This window comes from Corynebacterium yudongzhengii (assembly GCF_003065405.1).
Taxonomy (GTDB): domain Bacteria; phylum Actinomycetota; class Actinomycetes; order Mycobacteriales; family Mycobacteriaceae; genus Corynebacterium; species Corynebacterium yudongzhengii.
Genome location: NZ_CP026947.1, coordinates 408248 through 431045, shown reverse-complemented (window position 1 = coordinate 431045; position 22798 = coordinate 408248). Strand labels below are relative to the sequence as shown.

28 protein-coding genes are annotated in these 22798 nt (G+C 64.2%); 6 read left to right on the top strand and 22 right to left on the bottom strand.

Going from position 1 to position 22798, the window contains the following annotated elements; translation table 11 throughout:
* Positions 1-69 precede the first annotated feature (69 nt).
* The 18 genes from truA to rpsH all read right to left on the bottom strand — a co-directional run bounded on the left by truA (position 70) and on the right by rpsH (position 12326).
* Positions 70-915 (bottom strand): tRNA pseudouridine(38-40) synthase TruA, encoded by an 846-nt coding sequence (truA, locus tag C3B44_RS02045; RefSeq protein WP_235840346.1) that lies wholly within the window; start codon positions 913-915, stop codon positions 70-72.
* On the bottom strand, positions 902-1582 hold the full coding sequence (locus C3B44_RS02040; protein ID WP_108430896.1) for a hypothetical protein: 681 nt from the start codon (positions 1580-1582) through the stop codon (positions 902-904). Before C3B44_RS02040 ends, truA begins: the two co-directional genes overlap by 14 nt.
* A 287-nt stretch (positions 1583-1869) precedes the next feature.
* A complete protein-coding gene (gene rplQ, locus C3B44_RS02035; protein ID WP_108430895.1) occupies positions 1870-2376 on the bottom strand; it encodes a 50S ribosomal protein L17 in 507 nt (168 codons plus the stop codon).
* 53 nt (positions 2377-2429) lie between these two features.
* A complete protein-coding gene (locus tag C3B44_RS02030; protein WP_108430894.1) occupies positions 2430-3446 on the bottom strand; it encodes a DNA-directed RNA polymerase subunit alpha in 1017 nt (338 codons plus the stop codon).
* An 86-nt stretch (positions 3447-3532) separates the two neighbouring features.
* The gene (gene rpsD, locus C3B44_RS02025; RefSeq protein ID WP_108430893.1) at positions 3533-4138 is read right to left on the bottom strand and encodes a 30S ribosomal protein S4; all 606 of its coding nucleotides are present in this window, start codon (positions 4136-4138) and stop codon (positions 3533-3535) included.
* Between the two features lie 23 nt (positions 4139-4161).
* Positions 4162-4566, bottom strand: a complete 405-nt coding sequence (gene rpsK / locus C3B44_RS02020) for a 30S ribosomal protein S11 (RefSeq protein ID WP_108430892.1) — start codon at positions 4564-4566, stop codon at positions 4162-4164.
* Between the two features lie 3 nt (positions 4567-4569).
* Complete coding sequence (rpsM, locus tag C3B44_RS02015; RefSeq protein WP_108430891.1) at positions 4570-4938, bottom strand: 30S ribosomal protein S13; 369 nt, start codon at positions 4936-4938, stop codon at positions 4570-4572.
* A 190-nt stretch (positions 4939-5128) separates the two neighbouring features.
* The gene (gene infA / locus C3B44_RS02010; protein ID WP_108430890.1) at positions 5129-5347 is read right to left on the bottom strand and encodes a translation initiation factor IF-1; all 219 of its coding nucleotides are present in this window, start codon (positions 5345-5347) and stop codon (positions 5129-5131) included.
* A 153-nt stretch (positions 5348-5500) separates the two neighbouring features.
* On the bottom strand, positions 5501-6286 hold the full coding sequence (locus tag C3B44_RS02005) for a L,D-transpeptidase (RefSeq protein ID WP_108430889.1): 786 nt from the start codon (positions 6284-6286) through the stop codon (positions 5501-5503).
* A 55-nt stretch (positions 6287-6341) separates the two neighbouring features.
* The gene (gene map, locus C3B44_RS02000) at positions 6342-7130 is read right to left on the bottom strand and encodes a type I methionyl aminopeptidase (RefSeq protein WP_108430888.1); all 789 of its coding nucleotides are present in this window, start codon (positions 7128-7130) and stop codon (positions 6342-6344) included.
* Entirely contained in the window at positions 7130-7675 is a 546-nt protein-coding gene (locus C3B44_RS01995; RefSeq protein ID WP_108430887.1) for an adenylate kinase, read from the bottom strand. Before C3B44_RS01995 ends, map begins: the two co-directional genes overlap by 1 nt.
* A complete protein-coding gene (secY, locus tag C3B44_RS01990; RefSeq protein WP_108430886.1) occupies positions 7675-8997 on the bottom strand; it encodes a preprotein translocase subunit SecY in 1323 nt (440 codons plus the stop codon). The genes C3B44_RS01995 and secY overlap by 1 nt, the downstream gene beginning before the upstream one ends.
* A 649-nt stretch (positions 8998-9646) precedes the next feature.
* The gene (gene rplO, locus C3B44_RS01985; RefSeq protein ID WP_108430885.1) at positions 9647-10099 is read right to left on the bottom strand and encodes a 50S ribosomal protein L15; all 453 of its coding nucleotides are present in this window, start codon (positions 10097-10099) and stop codon (positions 9647-9649) included.
* 6 nt (positions 10100-10105) lie between these two features.
* Positions 10106-10291, bottom strand: coding sequence for a 50S ribosomal protein L30 (rpmD, locus tag C3B44_RS01980; protein ID WP_108430884.1), 186 nt, complete (start codon positions 10289-10291; stop codon positions 10106-10108).
* A gap of 3 nt (positions 10292-10294) precedes the next feature.
* The gene (rpsE, locus tag C3B44_RS01975; RefSeq protein WP_108430883.1) at positions 10295-10927 is read right to left on the bottom strand and encodes a 30S ribosomal protein S5; all 633 of its coding nucleotides are present in this window, start codon (positions 10925-10927) and stop codon (positions 10295-10297) included.
* A gap of 37 nt (positions 10928-10964) precedes the next feature.
* On the bottom strand, positions 10965-11369 hold the full coding sequence (gene rplR, locus C3B44_RS01970; RefSeq protein ID WP_108430882.1) for a 50S ribosomal protein L18: 405 nt from the start codon (positions 11367-11369) through the stop codon (positions 10965-10967).
* Between the two features lie 3 nt (positions 11370-11372).
* Positions 11373-11909 carry a 50S ribosomal protein L6 gene (rplF, locus tag C3B44_RS01965; RefSeq protein WP_108430881.1) on the bottom strand — a complete coding sequence of 179 codons (537 nt, stop codon included), beginning with the start codon at positions 11907-11909 and terminating at the stop codon, positions 11373-11375.
* A gap of 18 nt (positions 11910-11927) precedes the next feature.
* On the bottom strand, positions 11928-12326 hold the full coding sequence (gene rpsH / locus C3B44_RS01960) for a 30S ribosomal protein S8 (RefSeq protein WP_108430880.1): 399 nt from the start codon (positions 12324-12326) through the stop codon (positions 11928-11930).
* Between the two features lie 345 nt (positions 12327-12671).
* Between rpsH and C3B44_RS01950 the strand changes: the two genes are divergently transcribed.
* From C3B44_RS01950 to C3B44_RS01935, 4 genes are all read left to right on the top strand, one after another.
* Entirely contained in the window at positions 12672-14987 is a 2316-nt protein-coding gene (locus C3B44_RS01950) for an FdhF/YdeP family oxidoreductase (protein ID WP_108432518.1), read from the top strand.
* Positions 14988-15078: 91 nt separating this feature from the next.
* A complete protein-coding gene (locus C3B44_RS01945) occupies positions 15079-15363 on the top strand; it encodes a DUF6457 domain-containing protein (protein WP_108430879.1) in 285 nt (94 codons plus the stop codon).
* The gene (fdhD, locus tag C3B44_RS01940) at positions 15363-16196 is read left to right on the top strand and encodes a formate dehydrogenase accessory sulfurtransferase FdhD (protein ID WP_108430878.1); all 834 of its coding nucleotides are present in this window, start codon (positions 15363-15365) and stop codon (positions 16194-16196) included. The genes C3B44_RS01945 and fdhD overlap by 1 nt, the downstream gene beginning before the upstream one ends.
* Position 16197: 1 nt before the next feature.
* Positions 16198-17403 (top strand): amidohydrolase, encoded by a 1206-nt coding sequence (locus C3B44_RS01935; protein ID WP_108430877.1) that lies wholly within the window; start codon positions 16198-16200, stop codon positions 17401-17403.
* Here the strand turns inward: C3B44_RS01935 and C3B44_RS01930 are convergent.
* Complete coding sequence (locus tag C3B44_RS01930; protein WP_108430876.1) at positions 17400-18206, bottom strand: formate/nitrite transporter family protein; 807 nt, start codon at positions 18204-18206, stop codon at positions 17400-17402. The two genes, C3B44_RS01935 and C3B44_RS01930, sit on opposite strands and share 4 nt — an antisense overlap.
* Positions 18207-19155: 949 nt before the next feature.
* Between C3B44_RS01930 and dps the strand changes: the two genes are divergently transcribed.
* Entirely contained in the window at positions 19156-19641 is a 486-nt protein-coding gene (gene dps / locus C3B44_RS01925) for a DNA starvation/stationary phase protection protein Dps (RefSeq protein ID WP_235840344.1), read from the top strand.
* A gap of 69 nt (positions 19642-19710) precedes the next feature.
* On the opposite strand, the gene C3B44_RS01920 is transcribed toward dps, so the two are convergent.
* Both C3B44_RS01920 and C3B44_RS01915 read right to left on the bottom strand, forming a co-directional pair.
* Complete coding sequence (locus C3B44_RS01920; protein WP_108430874.1) at positions 19711-20010, bottom strand: hypothetical protein; 300 nt, start codon at positions 20008-20010, stop codon at positions 19711-19713.
* On the bottom strand, positions 20001-20993 hold the full coding sequence (locus tag C3B44_RS01915; protein ID WP_108430873.1) for a SidA/IucD/PvdA family monooxygenase: 993 nt from the start codon (positions 20991-20993) through the stop codon (positions 20001-20003). The genes C3B44_RS01920 and C3B44_RS01915 overlap by 10 nt, the downstream gene beginning before the upstream one ends.
* 90 nt (positions 20994-21083) lie before the next feature.
* Between C3B44_RS01915 and C3B44_RS01910 the strand changes: the two genes are divergently transcribed.
* Positions 21084-21728: a GNAT family N-acetyltransferase gene (locus tag C3B44_RS01910; protein WP_108430872.1), complete on the top strand. Its 645-nt coding sequence runs from the start codon at positions 21084-21086 to the stop codon at positions 21726-21728.
* On the opposite strand, the gene fepB is transcribed toward C3B44_RS01910, so the two are convergent.
* Complete coding sequence (fepB, locus tag C3B44_RS01905; protein ID WP_108430871.1) at positions 21725-22789, bottom strand: Fe2+-enterobactin ABC transporter substrate-binding protein; 1065 nt, start codon at positions 22787-22789, stop codon at positions 21725-21727. The genes C3B44_RS01910 and fepB overlap by 4 nt on opposite strands.
* Positions 22790-22798: the final 9 nt, after the last annotated feature.

Below are 22798 nucleotides of genomic sequence, written 5' to 3'. Positions count from 1 at the left end.
GTTCGCGTTCCTTCGGTCATTGTCCTGGCGTGCCCGGCCACTTCCGTGCCCGCTTATTCTAACGCCCGCCTAGCCCCGTCGAGCCTTAGTCGTGGCCACGCGCGTGGCGAGATCCTCCACCGCCGGGTAATCCACCCCGCTTAAGGTCAAACCCTTCGCCGGCGCGACGGGAATCTCGGAGGAACGCTTCTCGGCTTCCAGCAGCCGGGTGATCAGCCCGAGATCCGCACTCCCCTGCCCGATGCGCAGACATACGCCGACCAGCGAGCGCACCATCGACCAGCAAAACGCATCGGCGCTCACGCGCGCCATATACAGCTCGGGCTCTTCCGGGGTGCTGATGTCTTCCCAGGTAAACACCTGCAGATCGCGAATCGTGGTGGCGTGCTCGCGGGGCTTACAAAAAGCGACGAAGTCATTGAGCCCGACCAGCATGTGCGCCGCCTCCTGCACCGCCTCCAGGTCGATGCGGCGGCTCCAGGTGGCGGTATCGCGGGCGCGCGTCGGCAGCGCCCCGGAAGGATGGGTGGTCACCCGGTAGGTGTAGTGGCGACGCAGGGCGGCGAAGCGGGCGTCGAAACCCTCGGGTGCGACCGTGATGTCGCGGATCGCGATGTCCTCGGGCAAAAACCTGCCGAGCCGACGCACCAGCCGCCGCGGGTCGCCGTCGATGGAGCGCTGTTCGAGGCTAGCCGCAGGGATATCGACATGCGCGGTCTGCCCGCTGGCGTGCACGCCGGCATCGGTACGCCCGGCGACGGTGAGCTGGGCGTTCGTGCGCAGAATCAGGCTCAGCGCCACCTCGATCACCCCTTGGACCGTGCGCAGCTGGGGGTCTTTCTGGGCGGCCCAGCCGTGGAAGTCGGTGCCGTCATAGGCCAGATCGAGGCGCAGCCGCAGACTATCCGAGCTCACGGGCGGCCCTCCTCACAGCCTCGTCGCGCAGTTTCTGTTCCTCGTCCCGGCGCTGATGCTTATCGACGTCCCGTTTCCCCGTCGCCAGCGTCGCACCGAGGTACAGCAGCCACAACAACAGCGTGTCGAGTCCGAGGCGCTGGAAGAGTCCGGGGCTAAGCGCCGGGACGGTCAGCCAGATGATGACGCCGATGACGGAGACGAGTAGCAGGACGGCGGTGATAATGGAGACGGGCCTGCGGGTGCGGTAGGTCTTAGCGATCACCAGGGCCATGGCTATCCAGGTGAACGCGGCGACGAAGGTCAGCGCTATGACATGGGCGTTGGCGCGGGGATCGGGGATGATGACTCCGGCTGTAGCGATGGCCGCGGCGGTGCCGAGTAGCAGCCAGGCGGGTAGGCGCCGCCACAGAAGGACCGCGAGTAGGAGTGCTGCGGCGCCGAGGCCTGTGCCCAGGCGGAACCAGGCGTAGCCGCCGCTGCAGACATAACGAATATGGGTGTCTTCGGTGATCATGGTGCAGCTGGACATGCCGAGATCACCGATGGCGTGATCTCTTAGCAGGTAGTCGCCGGCCGCCCACCCCGAGACAGCGAGGAGTTGGCCGACGATGACCAACACCCCAGCGGCGATGAGCGCGAACCCAGCTTTCCGATTACCCTCCATGCCGCCTTAGGCTACCGGGGCGCGGATTCGCTGTGGCGTTTTGGGGTTCTTCTGGGTTCGTTCTCGGCTTCGTTTCACAGATTTGAGTAATTACCGACGTTAACCCCGGTTTGGGTGTCGAAATCGCCGGATCGTCGGTACTTACTCAAATCTGGGCCCCATTCCGGCCCGAAATAGCCAACAAATGTAAACAACCGCTGCCCCGCCCCGCCTGGCACGCACAGAAAAAGACCCCGCCCACCTAGGGACGGGGTCTTTTATGCTCAGAGGCCCAAGGCCTAAAGGACTTACTTGTCCTCAGACTCCGAAGCCTCAGCCTCGGACTCAGACTCCGAAGCCTCGGCCTCAGCAGGCTCCGAATCCTCAGCGGCCTCTTCCTCCTGCTTGCGCTTGGAGACGGCGGCGCGGGTAGCGCGGGTGGCCTCGGCGGAGACGGTCTCCTCCAGGACCAGGGAGATCTGGGTCATGGGGGCGTTGTCGCCGGCGCGGTTTTCCAGCTTGATGCTGCGGGTGTAGCCACCGTCGCGGTTCTCGAAATGCGGTGCGAGATCGTTGAACAGGTGCGCGACGATGTCCTTCTGCGGCAGGTGCTTGGCAACCTGACGGCGGTCGTGCAGCGTGCCGGACTTGGCGCGTGTGATCAGCTTCTCAGCGAACGGGCGAAGGACCTTGGCCTTCGCGTCGGTGGTCTTGATGGAGCCGTGCTCGAACAGTGCCGCAGCCAGATTGGATAGGATCTTCTTCTGGTTGTGCGGGGAACCGCCGAGACGGGCACCCTTCTTCGGGGTAGGCATGTGTTACTCCTCGTGGACGGAATTCGTAGCGCGAATTTCTCAGCGCGTGCGTTTTACTCAGAATCCTCGGTGCCGGGTTCGATGTAACCACCGGTCTCGGCGTCGTAGCCTTCCAGCTCCGACGGGTCAAAGTCCTCGGGTGCGTCCTTGAGGGTGAGATCGAGCTGAGCCAGCTTGATCTTGACCTCGTTGATCGACTTCTGGCCGAAGTTGCGGATATCCAGCAGGTCCGATTCGGTGCACTCGGCGAGCTCACCGATGGTGTGGATTTCCTGGCGCTTCAGGCAGTTGTAGGAACGCACGGAGAAGTTCAGGTCCTCGATCGGCATGTTGTATGCCGCGATGTACTCGGTTTCCTGCGGCGACGGGCCAATCTCGATGCCCTCGGCGGCGGTGTTCAGCTCGCGGGCGAGTCCGAACAGCTCCACCAGGGTGCCGCCGGCGGACGCGATGGCGTCGCGGGCGGTGATCGAGTTCTTGGTCTCGACGTCGATGATCAGCTTGTCGAAGTCGGTGCGCTGCTCAACACGGGTGGCTTCGACCTTGTAGCTGACCTTGAGCACGGGCGAGTAGATCTGGTCGACCGGGATGCTGCCGATGTCTCCACCGGAGCCTGCCGGGGCGGCCGGGACGTAGCCACGACCGCGCTCGACGACCAGTTCCATGTCGAGGCGGGCCTCATCGTTCAGCGTCGCGATCACGAGATCCGGGTTGTGGATCTCCACGCCCGCTGGCGGCTGGATGTCGCCTGCGGTGACGTCGCCGGGGCCTTCCTTGGACAGGTACATCACAACCGGCTCGTCGGAGTCGGACGAGAGCACTAGGCCCTTTACGTTGAGGATGATCTCGGTGACGTCCTGCTTCACACCGTTGATGGTGGTGAACTCGTGGAGCACACCATCGATCTTGATGCTGGTCACCGCTGCGCCCGGGATGGACGACAGCAGGGTGCGGCGCAGCGAGTTGCCGAGGGTGTAGCCGAAACCGGGCTCGAGCGGCTCGATGATGAACCGGGAGCGAGCGGTGTCGATGTATTCCTCAGTAAGCGTCGGACGCTGGGAAATGAGCATGTTCTTCTCCTTTGTCGGCGACCGCTATATGACGCCGGTAGGAATGGAATGAAACGGGGACCGGGGTTGAGGATTCCCGGGAAGATCTACTTCGAGTAGTACTCGACGATGAGCTGCTCCTGCAGCGGAACGTCGATCTGAGCGCGCTCGGGCAGCTGGTGCACGAGGATGCGCAGGGTGGACGGAACGACCTGCAGCCACGCCGGGATGACGGCGTTGATGAGGTTTTCCTGGGCCTCTTCGAACCACAGCATCTTCTTCGACTTCTCGCGGACGTCGATGATGTCGTACTGGGTCACGGCGTGCGACGGCACGTTGGTGCGCTTGCCGTTGATGGTGAAGTGGCCGTGGGAGACCAGCTGGCGTGCCTGACGACGGGTGCGTGCCAGACCCGCGCGGTAGACGACATTGTCTAGGCGCGACTCGAGGAGGATCAGCAGGTTGTCGCCGGTCTTGCCGGGGCGACGGTTGGCTTCCTCGTAGTAGCGGCGGAACTGGTTCTCCATGATGCCGTAGGCGAAGCGGGCCTTCTGCTTCTCCTGCAGCTGAGTCAGGTACTCAGACTCCTTGATGCGAGCGCGGCCGGCCTGCCCCGGAGGGTAGGGACGACGCTCGAAGGACATGTCGCCGCCGACGAGATCGACGCGGAGACGACGGGACTTACGGGTTGCGGGGCCGGTGTAACGAGCCATTGTTAGTTACCTCTTCCTTTCCCTTAAACGCGACGACGCTTCGGCGGACGGCAGCCGTTGTGCGGCTGCGGGGTCACATCCGAGATCGAGGAGACCTCGAGGCCGGCGGCCTGGAGGGAACGGATGGCGGTCTCACGGCCCGAGCCCGGACCCTTGACGAAAACGTCGACCTTCTTCATGCCATGGTCCATGGCCTTGCGGGCGGCGTTCTCGGCGGCCATCTGCGCGGCGAACGGGGTGGACTTACGGGAGCCCTTGAATCCCACGTGGCCGGAGGTGGCCCAGGAGATGACGGCACCGTTCGGGTCGGTGATCGACACGATGGTGTTGTTGAAGGTGGACTTGATGTACGCGTGGCCCTGGGCCACGTTCTTCTTGACGACGCGGCGGCCGGAACGGCGCGCGCCGGAACGAGTCTTCGGAGGCATCTACTACTTCTTCTTTCCTGCGATCGTCTTCTTCGGTCCCTTGCGCGTACGGGCGTTGGTCTTGGTGCGCTGTCCGCGAACCGGCAGGCCACGGCGGTGGCGCAGGCCCTGGTAGGAACCGATCTCAATCTTGCGGCGGATGTCAGCGGCCACCTGGCGGCGGAGGTCACCCTCGACGGTCCAGGAAGCTTCGATGACGTCACGCAGAGCCGAGACCTGATCGTCGGTCAGGTCGTCGGTGCGCAGGTCCGGAGAGATCTCGGTGCGCTCCAGCAGTTCCTTGGCTCGGGTCGGCCCGATGCCATAGATGTAGGTAAGTGCAACCTCCATGCGCTTGTTGCGCGGGAGGTCCACTCCAGCTAGACGTGCCATAAGGCAATTACCTTTCGGGTTGGTACGGTGGTTTTCTCCCCACCCATCCCCGCCACGCGACGCTTTGTCCGGACCGAAGGCCGGAGGAGTGGGCCGTGATACGCGGGGCTCCGGCCACCGTGGCCGGAGGTGAAACAGACACGCGGGCTATGCGCCCACGCGTCCTGAGAAGGGAGGCTTACTGGTGCTACTACTTGTAGCGGTAGACGATACGACCGCGTTCCAGGTCGTAGGGGGACAGCTCCACTACCACGCGGTCCTCCGGGAGGATGCGGATGTAGTGCTGGCGCATCTTGCCGCTGATGTGGGCAAGAACCTTGTGCCCGTTGTCGAGTTCAACACGGAAGTATGCGTTCGGAAGGGGCTCAATGACGCGGCCCTCAACCTCAATTGCGCCTTCTTTTGCCATAACCTCTTACATTCCTGGTGCGGGTATCTCCTACATGACGCGCAGGCATTCGGATATGCCTACACACCAAGTCGCAACAATACACGCTGACCAGCAGAAAGCAAAAAGCCTCCCGCGTAAGGAGGCTCGCTGAAGAAAGACGCTGCCGCGGCGCTACCAGATGTAGACCTTGTCGCCGACATTCAGGTTGTTGAAGTAGTGCACTGCGTCATTGTGGTGCAGGCGCACGCAGCCGGCGGAGCCGACGTTGGTCGTGCCCTCGTGGAAGGCGTGACCGTTGTTGGTGAAGTACACCGCGTAAGGCATCGGGGCGTTGTTGAACTCGTAGGAGATCTCATCCTTAACCTTACGGGTGACGTGGTGCATGCCCTTCGGGGTCGGCGTGTGCGCATAACCCGGCGACTGCTCGACCGGGCCGTAGGTGATGGTGCCGTTGTGCTGCAGCCAGGTCTTGCGGCCTTCCAGGTCCACGCAGGCACGCGCCTCCGGCGGGCAGGGGTTGTTGCGCGGGGCCTGGTTCTGGCCGTTGTTGGCGGGCTGGGCCGGGACCGGCTCCTCGCGCGGGGCGGTGCGCTCAGCGATCAGGCCCGGGAAGACGGCCTCGATGGCCTGGTCGACGACGCCCATCAGCTGGTTGACCTGCGCCTGGTTGAGGGTGCCGGCGATCAGGGAGTTAATGGCCACGCGGGTGTTCCAGGCCTGATCGCGGGTCTGGTTGTAGAAGTTGTCGAGCTGCCCCTGGATCTCATCCTCGATGGCGCCGAGGTTCAGATCGCTCGAGAGGTTACTCAGGCCGACCTGGGAGGAAAGCTCATCAACGGACGGCAGCTGCTGAGCGTGAGCGGGGGTGATCAGTGCGGAGCCGGCGAGGGCGGTGCCGGCGACGACGGCGGCGGTGCGGCGGGTGGCGGTGGAGAAGAAAGAACGGAGCGACTTCATGGGCCTCAGTATAAGTGTTGACTGGCAATTTCGTGTATAACAATGCGCATCGCTCTTACCGAGGGGTAAGAATGCGCGGGCCGCTCTCGGTGGCAGCGACGGTGTGCTCCCAGTGAGCGGCCGGGGATCCATCGAGGGTGACGACGGTCCACTCGTCGTCAAGCACCCTATTATCGGCCGTGCCTAGCGCGAGCATCGGTTCGATAGCGAGCGTGGTCCCCTCCTGGATGATAGGGCCTCGGTTGCCGAGGCCCGCGTTGGCCACGAACGGGTCCTCGTGCATCGTGTGCCCGATGCCGTGGCCGCCGTAGCCGTCGACGATGAACAGCTCGTGGCCGAACTTGTCCTCGGCGTCGTAGGTGGCCAGCTCGAGGGCGTGGGAGACGTCGGTCAGCCGGTTGCCCGGCACCATCGCCTTGATGCCCTCCAAAAGGACGTACTCGGTGGCACGGTTGAGGGCCTCGGTGGGCTCGTCGAGCTCGCCGACGCCGAAGGACCACGCGGAGTCGCCGACCCAGCCGTCGAAAGTCGCGCCGCAGTCGATGGAGACAAGATCCCCCTCGGCGAGGATGATGTCCTCGGAGGGGATGCCGTGGACGATCACGTCGTTGACCGAGGCGCAGATCGACCCCGGGAACCCCTGGTAGCCGAGGAAGGTCGGCACCGCGCCAGCATCCCGGATCAGCTCCTCGGCGACGCGGTCGAGCTCAGCCGTACTGACCCCGGGTTGAGCAGCGTCGCGGACGGCCTTGAGTGCGCGGCCGACGATCTCGCCGGCGGCCTGCATGGCGTCGAGTTCTGCGGGGGTTTTCGCCGGGATCTTCTTTCGCCGTCGAAAAGCCATTACTTGCCGAGCGCCTCCAGCACCCGCTGGTTGATCTCCTCGACCTCGCCTTCGGCCTGGACGGTGATCAGCTGGTCGTCGTAGTGCTCGATAAGCGGGGCGGTCTCCTCGTGGTAGACGCGCAGGCGGTTGCGGATGGTCTCCTCATTGTCGTCGGCGCGGCCGCGGGCGAGCATGCGCTCGACGACGACCTCCTCGTCGACCTGGAAGTTCAAGACACCATCCAGCGCAAGCCCCTGGTTCTTCAGCAGCTCGGTGAGGATTTCGGCCTGCCCGACGGTGCGCGGGAAGCCGTCGAGAAGAAAGCCGTCGTCGGCGTCTTCTTCCTCGAGGCGAGACTCGACCATGCGGGCGGTGACGTCCGTGGGCACCAGCTCGCCGGCGTCGATGTACTGCTTCGCCTCGACGCCGAGCGGGGTGCCCTCGCCGATGTTGGCGCGGAACAAATCGCCGGTGGAGATGTGCGGGATGGAGAGCTTTTCGGACAGCAGAGCGGCCTGGGTGCCCTTGCCGGCACCGGGGGGTCCGAGGAGTACGAGACGCATTACTTCAGGAGTCCTTCGTAGTTGCTTTGCAGGAGCTGCGATTCAATTTGCTTCACCGTGGTCAGGGCCACGGAGACCAGAATGAGGATGGCGGTGCCGCCGAAGGCGGTCATGCCACCGGCCTGGGTTCCGACGCCCAGATCCAAGGCGATGTTCGGGAGCACGGCGATGACGCCGAGGTAGATCGAACCGACGAACAGCAGGCGGTTCATCACATATCCAAGGTACATCGCGGTCGGGCGGCCCGGGCGGATACCGGGGATGAATCCGCCGTACTTCTTCATGTTCTCGGCCTGATCGTTCGGGTCGTACTGGACCGAGACGTAGAAGTAGGAGAAGAAGATGATGAGCACGAAGTACAGCAGGATGTACTGCCAGGACGACGGGGTCTCCAGCCACGTCATGACGTTGCGCTGCCACCAGTTATCCGGCGGGCCACCCTGGTCCGAGTAGACGATCTGGGTGATCAGCACCGGCACGTACATCATCGACGATGCGAAGATGACCGGAATCACGCCGGCCTGGTTGACCTTCAGCGGCAGATACGTCGAGGACCCGCCGTACTGACGACGGCCCACCATACGCTTGGCGTACTGGACCGGCACGCGACGCTGGCCCTGCTCCACGAAGACGACGCCGACGATCAGGAGGACAACCGCGACAGCGACGATGGCGAAGACCAGCCCACCCGACTGCGAGAGGATGTTCGCACCGTCGGTGGGGATACGCGTGGCGATACCCGCGAAGATCAGCAGCGACATACCGTTGCCGACACCCTTTTCGGTGATGATCTCACCGAGCCACATGATCAGTATCGCGCCCGAGGTCATCGTAATGACGATGACGATGAGGTCGAAGAGGTTCCGGTCCTCCACGAGCACCGGGAAGCCCTGGCCGAGCAGCTGCTCGCGGTCGGCGAGCGCCACGATGCCGGCGGACTGCAGCAGCGCGAGCCCCAAGGTGAGGTAGCGGGTGTACTGGGTCATCTTCGCCTGACCCGACTGCCCCTCTTTCTTCAGCTCCTCGAACTTCGGGATCACGACGGTCAGCAGCTGCGTAATAATCGCCGCCGTAATGTACGGCATGATGCCGATTGCGAAGATCGACAGCTGCAGCAACGCGCCGCCGGAGAACAGGTTGATGATGGAGAAGAGGTTGTCCCCCTCCTCACCGAGCGAGTCCAGCCGTCCCTGGATGGCGGCATAGTCCACACCCGGGGCGGGGATCTGGGCACCGATGCGGTAGAGAATGATCAACGCGATGGTGATCAGGATCTTTTTGCGCAGATCGGCGTCCTTAAGCGCCTGAATAATGGCGGACACGTAACCCTCCTGGCTTCAGCGGACACACGGATAATGCGTCACCGAAGATAATTGACACTGTCATTCCGCCCCCGCTGCCGAGGCATGCTTAAGAGCCGGAAGTCCTAAGACTCCACTACTTTAACAGCCCTTGCCGAAACTCCGTCATCGGCCACCGGGTTTTCGGGCCCGGTATGCACCGCTTCCGCAGGTTGAAGGCCGCTTTTCGACGATCGTTTTCAACCACTTCCGTTTGGGAGGGTGGTTCGTTTGTGGGCGTGTGGTGCATTCCGGGCGCACGCGCTTACGGGGAGGTCGCTAGGAGGGTCGGCGGCATTCGGATGACGCGCTATCGCTGGTCGAAAGCAGGACTATAGAAAGGACTACTCGTTTCGACCGCGCGAGACTCCTTTCTATGAGGATCCTTTCGACAAGCGCAAGCGCAACAAGGCACGCGGAAGGGCCAGGCAGCCACTGCCGCCGACCAGCAGTCCCATCCCCCCCATCAGCCTCTCCCGTGAGACTCCAGAAGTTTGACCGCCCTGCCTGTCATACAGCGCTACCGCTTTCGAGTCGTCAACCAAAACCCCAACACAAAAACGCCGCCCCACCCGGATCCGTATTCGAGCAGGGCGGCGTTACACCGTCCACGCTGAGCAGCCAGGAAAGACTACTTCGTCGCGGTGGTGGTGCCTCCGGCGGCCTCGATCTTCTCGACAGCCGACTTGGAGAACTTGTCAGCGGTGACGTTGAGCTTCACCGAGATCTCGCCATCGCCGAGAACCTTGACCGGGTTCTTCGGGCGGACGAGGCCAGCGGCGACGATGTCGGCGACGGTGACGTCGCCGCCGTTCGGGAAGTGCTTCTCCAGGTCCTTGACGTTGACGACCTGGTAGACGACCCGGTTCGGGTTCTTGAAGCCACGGAGCTTCGGCAGGCGCATGTGCAGCGGCATCTGACCACCCTCGAAGGCGGCCGGAACCTGCTTGCGTGCGCGGGTGCCCTTGGTACCGCGGCCGGCGGTCTTGCCGCCCTTGCCGGCTTCACCGCGGCCGACGCGGTGCTTCGGCTTGTTGGCGCCCTTCGACGGGCGCAGATCGTGGAGCTTGATGATCTCACTCATGGTTATCTACTCCCCTGCCACTTCTTCGACGGTGACCAGGTGGCGCACAACGTTGATCATGCCGCGGGTGGCGTCGTTGTCCTTCTTGACCACGGAGTGGCGGATCCGCTTGAGACCCAACGCCTCCATGTTCTGACGCTGCTTCGGGTTAGCGCCGACCAGGCCCTTGATCTGCGTGATTTTCAGTGCCATGGGTTACGCCTCCTGTCCTGCGCGGGCGCGCAGAATTCGGGCCGGTGCGACGTCCTCGAGGTCCTTGCCGCGGCGGGCGGCGACCTCTTCCGGACGGACCAGCTGCTTCAGGCCGTCCACGGTGGCGCGGACGACGTTGAGGTGGTTATCGGTACCCAGGGACTTCGACAGGACGTCCTGGATGCCGGCGCACTCGAGCACCGGTCGGACAGCGCCGCCGGCGATGACACCGGTACCCGGTGCGGCCGGGCGCAGCATGACGATGCCGGCTGCGTCCTCGCCCTGGACCGGGTGGGTGATGGTGCCAGCGACCATCGGCACGCGGAAGAAGTTCTTCCGGGCCTCCTCGGCGCCCTTCTGGATGGCGGCGGGGACCTCGCGGGCCTTGCCGTAGCCGACGCCGACCATGCCCTCGCCGTCACCGACGATGACCAGGGCGGTGAAGCTCATGCTGCGGCCACCCTTGACGGTCTTGGCGACGCGGTTGATGGTGACGACGCGCTCGATGTACTTGTCGCGCTCGTTGTCACGGCCCCGGCGGTTGTCGTTACGACGGCCGCCGCGGCGCTCGTTGTTGTGCTTGTTGTTCTGCTCGTCGGCGGAGCGTCCGCCGTCACGCCGTTCACGTCCCGGCATTACGCAATCCTTCCGTTGATGGTGTTGGTGATGGTCATTAGAACTTCAGACCACCTTCACGTGCGGCGTCCGCGAGAGCGGCGACGCGTCCGTGGTAGCGGTATCCGGCGCGGTCGAAGACGACCTCCTCGATACCGGCGGCCTTGGCACGCTCGGCGACGAGCTCGCCGACCTTGGCTCCCTTGGCCTTCTTGTCGCCCTCGAGGGCACGCACCTCCGGCTCCATGGTGGAGGCAGAGGCCAGGGTGTGGCCGGCCAGGTCGTCGATGACCTGGGCGTGCATGTGCCGCGAGGAGCGGTGTACAACCAGGCGCGGCTTCTGCGGGGTGCCGCGGAGGTTCTTGCGGATACGGAAGTGACGGCGTGCGCGGGCCTCGCGACGGCGCGACGAGATGTCCTTGCCGATCGGCTTGCGCTTCGTGTTCTCTGCAGTGTTGCTCATGCTTTACTTACCCGTCTTTCCGACCTTGCGGCGGATCTGCTCGCCCTCGTAGCGGATACCCTTACCCTTGTACGGGTCGTCCTTCCGCAGACGACGGATGTTGGCGGCGATCTGCCCGACCTGCTGCTTGTCAATACCGGAGATCGAGAACTTCGTGTTGCCGTCGACCGCGAAGGTGATTCCCTCCGGGGCCTCGATGAGGACCGGGTGGGAGTAGCCGAGGGAGAACTCGAGGTTCTTACCCTTGAGCTGGACGCGGTAGCCGACGCCGAAGATCTCCATGTTGATGTTGTAGCCCTCGGAGACGCCGATGACGGCGTTGTTGACCAGCGAGCGGGAGAGGCCGTGCAGGGCACGGTTCTTCCGGTGGTCATCCGGGCGGGCCACGGTGATCACGTCATCCGCGATGGAGACGGTGATCGGCTCCGGCACGTCGACGGTCAGAGAGCCCTTGGAGCCCTTGACCTCGACGGTCTGGCCGTTGATGGTGGTTTCGACACCCTTGGGCAGGGTGATCGGTGCAAAACCTACTCGAGACATTGTGAAACAACCCCTCCCTTACCAGACGTAGGCGAGGACTTCCCCGCCCACACCCTTCTCGTGGGCCTGACGGTCAGTCAGAAGGCCCTGGGACGTGGAAATGATGGCGATGCCGAGGCCACCGAGCACCTCCGGGAGCTCAGCGGACTTGGCGTAGACGCGCAGACCCGGCTTGGACACGCGGCGCAGGCCGGCGATCGAGGTCTGGCGGGACGGGCCGTACTTCAGTTCGAGGGTCAGGGTCTTACCGACCTTGGCGTCCTCGACGGTGTAGTTAGCGATGTAGCCTTCCTGCTGCAGGATCTCGGCGATGTTCGCCTTGAGCTTGGAGGAGGGCATCGACACGACGTCGTGGTGCGCGTGGTTGGCGTTACGCACGCGCGCCAGCATGTCTGCGATAGGATCAGTCATGGTCATGAGAGTGACCGTTACCTTTCTCGTTGCGGTTCCCTGATGGAGCAACCCACCCATGGCGTTCTCCGGGCGTTTACGGGGCTACTGACGCTTATATATAAGGAAGCCGGACTTAGTATTCCGGCCCGCTCGCCGCCTCTTACTCCGCCCGGTCCGCGTGATGGCGGGGGGCCTACAACAAAGTTGAGGATGATGTACTTGTCGGACCACAAGGTCCGACCCGCCAGCCTACCTGCCGCGGATGCGGCAACAAAATCGTCGATAAGCGGCCCTCGCCTGGACATTTTTTAGTGCAAAATTATTCCCGGCAACCGGTGACATATGCACAAAAACCGCTATGATGAGGCCATGACTTCTCCGACCGACCACAATCCTGTGAACCCCGTAGCCAATAAGTATGACCATCCCAAGGTTGGCAACCGGACCAAGCATGCGGCAGGTCTTGAGGGCGTTGCAGTCTCGATGCGGCACGCCGTACCCAACCACGGCATTCTGCCGCTGATCAACATGAACAAGTCCGGCGGCGTCGACTGCCCGGGCTGTGCGTGGCCGGAACCTGAGCAGGGCGATCTCGGTATCGTCGAGTTCTGTGAAAACGGCGCCAAGGCCATCGCGGAGGAGACCACCCCGGAGCGCGCCGATGAGGAGTTCTGGGCTTCCTACACCGTTGAGGAGCTGCGCGAGAAGACCGATCACTGGCTCGGCAAGCAGGGCCGTATCACCACTCCCCTGCTCTACGACCGGGAGTCCGGCGACGGCCACTACCGCCCGATCAGCTGGGACGACGCTTATGATCTCATCGCGAAGCACCTCCAGGAGACCCCGGCCGACGAGGCCGTGTACTACACCTCCGGCCGCGCCTCCAACGAGGCCGCGTACTGCTTCGGTCTGCTGGCGCGTCGCCACGGCACCAACAACCTGCCGGACTGCGGCAACCTCTGCCACGAATCCACCGGCGCGGCGCTGACGCAGACCGTCGGCCTCGGCAAAGGCTCGGTGACCATGAAGGACATCGAGACCACCGACCTGTTCATCTCCGTCGGCCAGAACCCGGGCACCAACCACCCGCGCGCGCTGACCGCCTTCCACAAGCTGAAGCGCAACGGCGGCAAAATGATCGCCGTCAACCCGATCCCCGAGACCGGGCTGATGAAGTTCCGCGAGCCGCAGTCCATCAAGGGCACGCTCGGCCTCTCGGAGAAGCTCGCCGATGACTACGTGCAGGTGCGTCTCGACGGCGACCGCGCCTTCTTCCAGCAGCTCAACCGCGAGGTAATCAAGCGCGACCTCATCGACCACAACTTCGTCGAGCAGTTCGTCCACGGCTACGACGAGGTCGTCGAGCACCTGAAGTCCCTCGACCCGGAGGAGCTGGAGCGCGGCTCGGGTGTGCCGCAGAAGGTCGTCGAGAAGGTCGCTGACCGCGTCGCCAAGGCGGACAGCATCGTGGTGGGCTGGACCCTCGGTGTCACCCAGCACAAGAACGCCGTCTACACCATCCGCGAGATGGTGAACTTCCTGCTGCTGACCGGCAACATCGGCAAGCCGGGCGCCGGCACCGCCCCGTTCCGTGGCCACTCCAACGTCCAGGGCGACCGCACCATGGGCATCTGGGAGAAGATGAGCGATACCTTCCTGCAGTCCTTGCAGGACGAGTTCGGTTTCGACGTCCCGCGTGAGCACGGCATGGACTCCGTCGATTCCTTCCGCGCCATGCGCGACGGCAAGGCCCGCCTGTTCTTCTCGCTCGGCGGCAACATCGTCCGCGTCATGAGCGATACCTCCGCCATGGAAAACGGCTTCGACCGACAGGATCTCACCGTCCACCTGTCGACGAAGCCGAACGGCTCCCACGCCTGGCCGGGTAAGAAGGCCCTGATCCTGCCGGTCAAGGCCCGCACCGACGTCGATATGCAGGCCTCCGGCCCGCAGATCGTCTCCGCGGAGAACTCCGCCGGCATCGTCTCCTCCTCGGAGGGGCACCGCCGCGCCAACGACGACCTCAACCTGCAGTCCGAGACTGAGATCATCTGCCGGATCGGCGAGCGCGCCTTCGGCGATGACTTCTGGGCCCCGATGCGCGACAACTACGACGTCGTCCGCGATCACATCGAGAACACCATCCCCGGTTTCGAGAACTACAACGAGCGCGTGCGCCAGCCCGGCGGGTTCTACCTGCCGAACGGCCCGCGTGAGCGCATCTTCAACACGGACGTCAAGAAGGCGAAGCTGACGGTCAACGAGACCAACGTCATCGACCTGCCGAAGGATCACCTCCTGCTGTCGACCGTGCGCTCGCACGACCAGTTCAACTCGACCATCTACGGCCTGGATGACCGCTACCGCGGTGTCCGCCACGGCCGCCGCGTCATCTTCGTCAACGGCGAGGACCTGCGCCAGCGCGGCCTCAAGGACGGCGATATGGTCGACATCGTCTCCGTCTGGGACGACGGTGAGCGCCGCGCGCCGAACTTCCGCGTCGTGGAGTACGACTCCGCCAAGGACTGCGCCACCTCCTACTTCCCGGAGTGCAACGTCTTGGTGCCGCTGGACAACACCGCGGATTACTCGAACACGCCGGCCTACAAGTCCGTCGTGATCCGCTTGGAGCCGCTCGGCTACACCGCCGACGAGCTGAAGGAACGCGAGGGGCAGCCGGCGTAGACGACTGACCATGACGGCCCGGACCCGCCGCCTGCATGTGGCAGTCCGGGCCTTGTCTTATGACCCTAAAAGACCCACGAAAGGAATCACCATGTCTGACAAGAAAGATTCGCCCGCCGAGGCCCGCACCGCCCACCAGTGGCTGAAGTCCGTCTCCGAGAAACTAGACAACGACCCGGCGCTCATCCAGGAGCTCACCGGCGACCTGCTCGATCTCACCCGCGACGTCGCGCACGGCCCGTCGCGCCCCGCCGCGCCGCTCACCGCGTTTTTGGTGGGCTATGCCGCGGGCAGGAACACCTCGGATGCGGCAGGGGTGCGCGCTGAGATAGCCAAGGTCAACGAGCATCTCGACGACTGGTCCCAGGAGAGCTAGTGGGCCGCATCGGGCAAAGCTACCGGGTCTCGAAAGTCACCTTCGACGGCGAGGACGGTGCCTATACCGTCGATACGCGCGGCGATACCGTCACCGTCGAAGAACCGCTCGAGCTGCGCCTGGGTGGCGCCGCCCTGACCACCACAATGCGCACCCCGGGCAACGACATCGAACTCGTCCACGGCTTCTTGCACGGCGAGGGCATGATCGACGGCCCCGGCCAGCTCACCGAGGCCCGCTACTGCGCCGGCGCGACCGGCCCGGATGGCCAGAACACCTACAACGTGATCGAGGCGGAACTCGCCGGCGGCGGTGCCCCGTCCCCGGACTTCATTCGCTTGACGACGACCACCTCCGCCTGCGGCGTCTGCGGCTCGACCTCGATCGAGAAGATTATGAGCAAGGCGAAGAACCCCATTACCCCGATCACGCTGGATCCGCATCTGGTGGTCAGCCTGCCGGAGAAGCTGCGCAGCCAGCAGAAGCAGTTCCGCCGCACCGGGGGCATCCACGCCGCCGGGGCGTTTACGCTCGACGGCGAGGCGATCGTGGTGCGCGAGGACATCGGCCGGCACAACGCCGCCGACAAGGTCATCGGGCACTTGCTCATGAACGACCAGCTGCCGGCCGAGAACCTGATTCTGGTCATGAGCTCGCGTGCGTCTTTCGAGCTGGTGCAGAAGGCCGTCATGGCCGGTTTCGGCGCCTTGGTGGCGGTCTCTGCCGCCTCGTCGCTGGCCGTGGATCTGGCCCGCGAGGCCGGCCTGGCGCTTACCGGCTTTACCCGCCCGGAGCGCTTCAATCTCTACGCCGGAGAACTGAAGGAGAACTGACGTGAAAGAACTGGGCAGCTGGCTCGATGAGACCCGCAAGGAGCGCGAGGCGCTCTACCGACACTTCCACAGCCATCCCGAGCTGTCGATGCAGGAGCATGAGACGGTCAGCCGAATCGCCGAGGAGCTGGCCGCCCACGGCATCGAGACCACCCGCGTCGGCGAGACGGGGCTCGTGGCGGTGCTGTTAAACGGGGAGGGGCCCGTCGTCGCCCTGCGCGCCGATACCGACGCTCTTCCGGTCAAAGAGGATTCGGGGCGCGAGTACGCCTCCACCGCCACGCAGGTCGATAACAGCGGCACGGAGGTGCCCGTGGCCCATGCGTGCGGCCACGACGTCCACATCATGAGCCTGCTCGGTGCGCTGCAGTTTTTCGACGCCCACCGCGACGGGTGGTCCGGCACCGTCGTCGGGGTCTTCCAGCCCGGCGAGGAGACGGCCGAAGGTGCGCGCGCCCTAGTGCGCGACGGCATCGCCGAGGCCATCCCTTCCCCGGATGTCTATCTCGGCCAGCATGTCTTGGCGACGCTGCCCGGCGGTCACGTCGGGGTGAGTGCGGGGGCGGTGTTTACGAGGGCGTCGTCGATACGCGTGCGCGTCTACGGCACCGGCTCGCACGGCTCGATGCCGGAGCTTTCGGTGGATCCGGTGGTGCTCGCGGCGGGTATCGTGACGCGGCTGCAGACGGTGGTCGCCCGCGAGGTCGCGCCGCGCAAGACCGCGGTGGTGACCGTCGGTGCCCTGCACGCGGGCACGAAGTCGAACATCATCCCGGATTCGGCGGAGATGCTGATCAACACCCGTGCCTACGACGACGATGTCGCTGAGCACCTCCACGAGGCGATCGAGCGTATCGTGCGCGCCGAATGCGACGCGGCCCGCTCGCCGAAAGAGCCGGAGTTCGAGTATTACGACAACTTCCCGCTGACCGATAACGACGCGGAGTGCTCCGAGCGCGTGCGCGAGGCTTTCGATTCTTACTTCGGAAAGCTCTCCCAGGAGATGGAGCCGGTGAGCGCCTCGGAGGATTTCTCGATCGTCCCGGATCACTTGGGCGTGCCCTATGTGTACTGGGGACTCGGTGGTTTCGCCGATCCCGTAAACGCCCCGGGCAACCACAACCCGGCGTTCGCGCCGGATATGCAGCCGACGCTCGATCGGGGTGTGGAAGCTTTAGTTGTCGCCGCGCGCGGCTGGGTGGGCTAGTCGCGGTAGACCTCGTTGCCCTTGTTGAGCCAGGCGTAGACGCCGCCGATGAGCAGGCCGCCGCCGATGAAGTTACCGATCCAGACCCACAGCCAGTTCCAGAGGACATCACCCAGCGGGAAGCCGCCACCGAAGGCACCGCCCCCGTTGAAGAGGTCGGCGAAGCCGGCAATCGACATCAGCGAGAAGTTGGCGATGACGTGCTCGAGGCCCAGGCCGACGAAGATCGCGATGATCGGGATGATGACGAAGAACTTGGAGACGAACTCCTTGGCGAACAGGGCGGCGACGATGGCCATGTTCACGACGAAGTTCGCCGCCATGCCTTCGAGCAGCGCCTCCCACCACGTCTTATCGAGCTTGCCCTCGGTCAGCGTGATGGCGAGGTGCGTTTCGTCGAACCCGCCGAACTTGCCGGAAAGCCCCAAGATCACGGCGATAAGTATCACGCCGATGAGGTTGAAGATGGTGGTAAACAGCATGAACCACAGTGCCTTGCCCCAGCCGATCTGGCCGGTGGTGGCGCCGTAGCTGCCGAACATCATGTTGCCGGTGGCCAGCTCCGTGTTGAGAATAACAATCGCGAAAAGGCCCAGGCCGAAGAAGAGGGCGAAGACCAAGGCGCCGAGGCCGTGGCCCGGCACGGCCGACTCGACGGCGTTGCCGGCCGCGACGGCGAAGCCGGTGCCCAGGGTCAGGTAGACGCCGGCGAGGATGGCGCGTACCCCGAAGCGGGGGACGTCGCTCTGCATGAGCGTGACCTTCTTGTTGACGCCACCTTCGATGGTGTCGTTCAGTGCCATGACAGTTCCTATCAAGAGTTCGCGAACGTGGACGAAGCGCCTGGTGATATGTGTTATGCGCTACAACCAGGCATTAGTTGACATTTCACCATGAATATCATTCAAGTGCAAAAGGATGACCTATTAGGTGCCCGGCATCGAGCGATGGGCATTATTCCAGGATTGATGAAGCTTGCGATCAGTTTTGGGGACTGAATCGTTGAAGGGCGGGGTCGACGGCATACCGCTGTAGCACTTTCATACGGCTGGTCGAAAGGAGTCCCGCGCGGTCGAAAGCAGCACTCCTTTATATAGCTCTGCTTTCGACCAGCGCTAGCGCGGCATGTGGATGAGGCGACTTAGTCCGGATTGCGGTCGGTTCCGTGGGGCATGTGCGACACTCGAACGCAAAACCTTGAAGGACGCGCCCCTCAAGCATCTTCCTTCAAGGGTTTGTGTAGCAGCAATGCGGACCCCCACCGAAAGGCGGACCTACAGAACGCTAGGCACCCTACCGACCATGAGGCGATAGCGATTTCGCGCGCCTGGTCGAAAGGATCCCCATAGAAAGGAGTCCCGCGCGGTCGAAAGCAGCACTCCTTTATATAGCCCTGCTTTCGACCAGCGCTAGCGCGGCATGCACATGAGGACACACACTCCCGGCACCGGCCACGATCATAAGACCCGAGCGACCCGAAGCCCCACACTCCTGAAACCCTTTTTCGTGAACCTTGCCACTACATGTTCACCAATAAAGCCAAAACTCCGGCACAACACACAAACCCCCACCACCAGCCAGGCAACCACACAGACGCCCATTAGCCAGGACTTTTGAGCACACAAACCCCAGAAGACCTAACCCCCACCCGCACAGGCGCCCCACCCCACACCCCTGAATAAACCTCTTCTATCAATACGGCCACGACTAATAGGTTTGCATGGCTAGTTCTGTGCTCCTATGATCGGAAGCATGAGTTACACAGTTCCCGGAATTTCTGATAGCGACGCCAAGGCCCTCATCGACGGCCTGCAGGAGCGCCTGACCGACTTCAACGATCTTCACCTCATCCTTAAGCACGCTCACTGGAACGTCGTGGGCAAGAACTTTATCGCCGTCCACGAGATGCTCGACCCGCAGATCGAGCTGGTTCGTGGCTTCGCCGACGAGGTTGCTGAGCGCATCTCCACCCTGGGCGGCTCCCCGCTGGGCACCCCGGCTGGCCACGCTGGCGAGCACCTGGACTACGACGTCAACAAGGCCGGCGTGGAAGAGCACCTGCGTGCCCTCGACGCCGTCTACACCAAGGTCCTGGAGGGCCTGCGCTCCGAGCAGAAGACTGCCGGCGAGCTCGACGCCATGACCGAGGACCTCTACATCGCCGAGGCCCAGGAGCTCGAGAAGTTCCAGTGGTTCATCCGCGCTCACCTGGATGATGGCGACGGCAACATCAACTAGCCTTTAAGGCGTGATCAGCGCCGACTCACCTGCGGGTGGGCCGGCGCTTTTCTTATGCCATAACAATGTTCACAGCCCGGCCAGCACGCGGTCAGAAAGCTCGCCCAAGCAGCTGAGATTCGCAAACCCGGGCCCCTGACGCAGCCCCGCCAGCATGGGTACGTAGAGCTTCGGGCAGAGCTTTTCGACGGACAAATCCACCCCAATCGTCGCCTCGAGCGCACGGGCGTTGCAGCCTCCGCAGGCCGAGCCCAACGCCGCGCGGGCGGAGGCATTGAGCAGAGGCACAAACCAGTCGGGGCGCCCGCCGCGAGCGTCGATGAGAGCGTCGCAGGTGAGCTGGCGGCCGTCGGCAAGCGTTAAACCCACCCGCTGGCCCCGGCGGGATGCGCCGCCACGCGAACCACCTGGCCGCTGACGTGGCTCGCCTCTTCGAGGGCATCGAGCTCGGCCTGCACATGCGTGGAGAAGACTCCCCTATCGGTGCGGGCGATGAAATCTCGGCGCACCGATTCCGCGAGCCCAGCCCACCCCGCGGGCGAGGTAAACACCGCGTTTTCGAAGTGGCTCTCCCCGCGGCTGAAGGCCGTCGCCCCAGGCGAGACCATTCTTATCCTGGCCACTTTCCGATGCCCCAGTTCCGCCACGATGGTGCCCGCCGTTTCTCCAGCCCCGATAACCACGACATCATCGCCCACCTCTGACCCGCAGGCCATGGCCTCCCAGAAGTCTGCCACCGAGAAGACTCCGGCCACCCCACTGCCACAGGGCAGGCGGTCGGCTGGTCCCGGGCCGGTGACCATAAGGCAGCGCGAAGACAGGAGAGAAAGCCCGTTCGCGGTTGACGCGGTAGCTACCCACCGCCCCGCGTCGATGTCGAGCGCAACCACCTCTGCGATCCGCAGATCCATGCCCGCACGCTCGGCAGCCCACTGCAGATACGAGGCCCAGCGCGCGTGCGTCGGGTGCGGGCGGCCCCGATCCACCCAGGAGGCGTAGCGCCCCGTCGAGCGCAGGTACTGCGGCCAGCTGAAGGCGAACAACGCGTCGTCAACCTCGCTGGATCTCTCGCCGGCTATGTGCGAGGCATATGGGAAGCCCACATCTTTTTCGGGCGGCGTTCCCAAAGGCTGCCGGCCCGTGGTCCAGTGGCCACGTTCCGTCCAGTTGCCGGCCACGCCGAGGGGGTCGACGACGGTAATGCGGGGTACGGCCAGTCCGAGTGTGCGCAGGGCAGCTGCCTTGGCGACGACCGCCACCGCCTTGGGCCCAGCGCCGATGATGAGCAAGTCGGTGAGCTCATGGGGGCCGTTGCGGTCTGCGGTATCGGTAATTGTGCTGCTTGTGGTCACTACGCCACACCCTCACTTCCTTTGACGCGCATACAATATCCTAATATATTAGGCTAGGCTAACCTGAACGCAAAGGAAGTTGGAGAGCTTATGCCCACCCCTGATCCCGCAGCCGTGCTCCACCGGCTGCGCACCGACGTCCCGGCCGAGGAGATCCTGGCGGATCCCCCGCCGATTCCGGAGCGCATCGACGCAGCGGACACGACGTTTATACTCCGCCGCGCCGACCCCGAGGCTGACGCCACGCTCGTGGCCACCTGGATGAACCGGCCCCATCTCGTCGAGACGTGGGAACAGCCCCGGCCGGAAGAACGCTGGAAGGCGCTGTGGCGCGCACAGCTAAAGACCACGTATTCCGTTCCGGTGATCGCCTCTTATCAGGGCGCTGAGGCGTGCTACCTCAAGATCTACCGCCCTCACCGCGACGAGATCGCGGGCTGCTACTCCTCGCTACCGCATGATCTGGGCATCCACATCGCGGTCGGCGACCCAGCATTGACGGGGCGGGGGATCTTCTCGGCGCTCATGGGGCGCCTCGCCGAGGCGCTTCTCGACGCCGATCCCCACAGCGGGGCGGTACTCATCGAACCCGACTACCGCAACCACCGCATCCACTCCGCCGCCCGCAAGCTCGGATGGCATGACTGCGGGGAGCGGCAGCAGCGCCCAAACCGGCGGGTCCGGTTATTCGTGCGCCCGCGCGGCGCGCTGCCCGAGCGCTTTCTCGACGCTTAAGCGCCGTAGGTCTCCACCAGGTGATCGACGAGCGCCTGGGCGGCGATCGCGTCGAGGCGGAAGAACTGGCCGTCGAGGCGCTCGACCCTGTCGTTCGCCACGGCCGGGGTCTCGGCGAGTGCCGGGTTGGTGCGGACCTGCTCGTCGGCAGGCGTGCCCGGATCGATGTCCATAACGAAGACGGTCTCGCCATCCAGTGCCAGCGGAACGTTTTCGACGCTGACAGCCTTGATGTCGCCGCGTCCGCCGCCCTGCTCGGTGGTGCCCACCAAATCGTCGGAAGGTACGGCAAGCTCAATGCCGAGCTCGGTGAGCACCTGCCCCTGGGCCGATTCCTCGGTGAAGAAGTTCACGCCGCCCTCCTGGGAGAGCGCGATGAGGTTGACCGGCCCCTCGATGTCGAGCGTCCCCTTCGCCTGAGAGACGGACTCTTCGTAGTTGGCGATGACCTCGTCCGCCCCCTCTTCCAGGCCGGCAGCCTCGGCCACCTCGCGGGTGGTCTCCTGCCAGGACTGATCCGAGTAGTCCACGACCTGCACCGGAACGACGTCCTTGAGCTGATCGTAGATCTCCCCGCCGGCGTCAGCACCGACGCTCGACAACACGACCAGGTCCGGCTCCTGGGCGAGGATGGCCTCGGCATCCGCGGAGCCGATCGTGTAGGTCGCCTCGACGCCCTTTTCCTCGGCGAGGTCGTTCCACGCCAGGCCGAAGCCGGTCTCATCGTCGAACATCGGGGCCTTCGGGTTACCACCACTCGAAGCCACCACCGGCGCATCGAGCGACAGAAGGGCGCCCGTCAGCGAGACCGCGCCGGAGACGATGCGCTCAGGCTGCTCCGGGATTTCTACCTCGGTCGGGTTACCGGCCCCATCGAGGGTGTCAATGGTGCGAGGGAAGGCTGCATCTTCGGGAGCGGACTGCTCCGCGGCTTGTTCGGTGGACTGCTCCGCAGACCCATCGTTGTCTGCAGGTGAGTCGCTCGAGCAGGCGGTGAGCCCAACCATGGTGGCCAGTGCCAGACCCGCGGCCGTCAGCCGGCGGGGAAGAGAGGTAGACATATGCGTCTC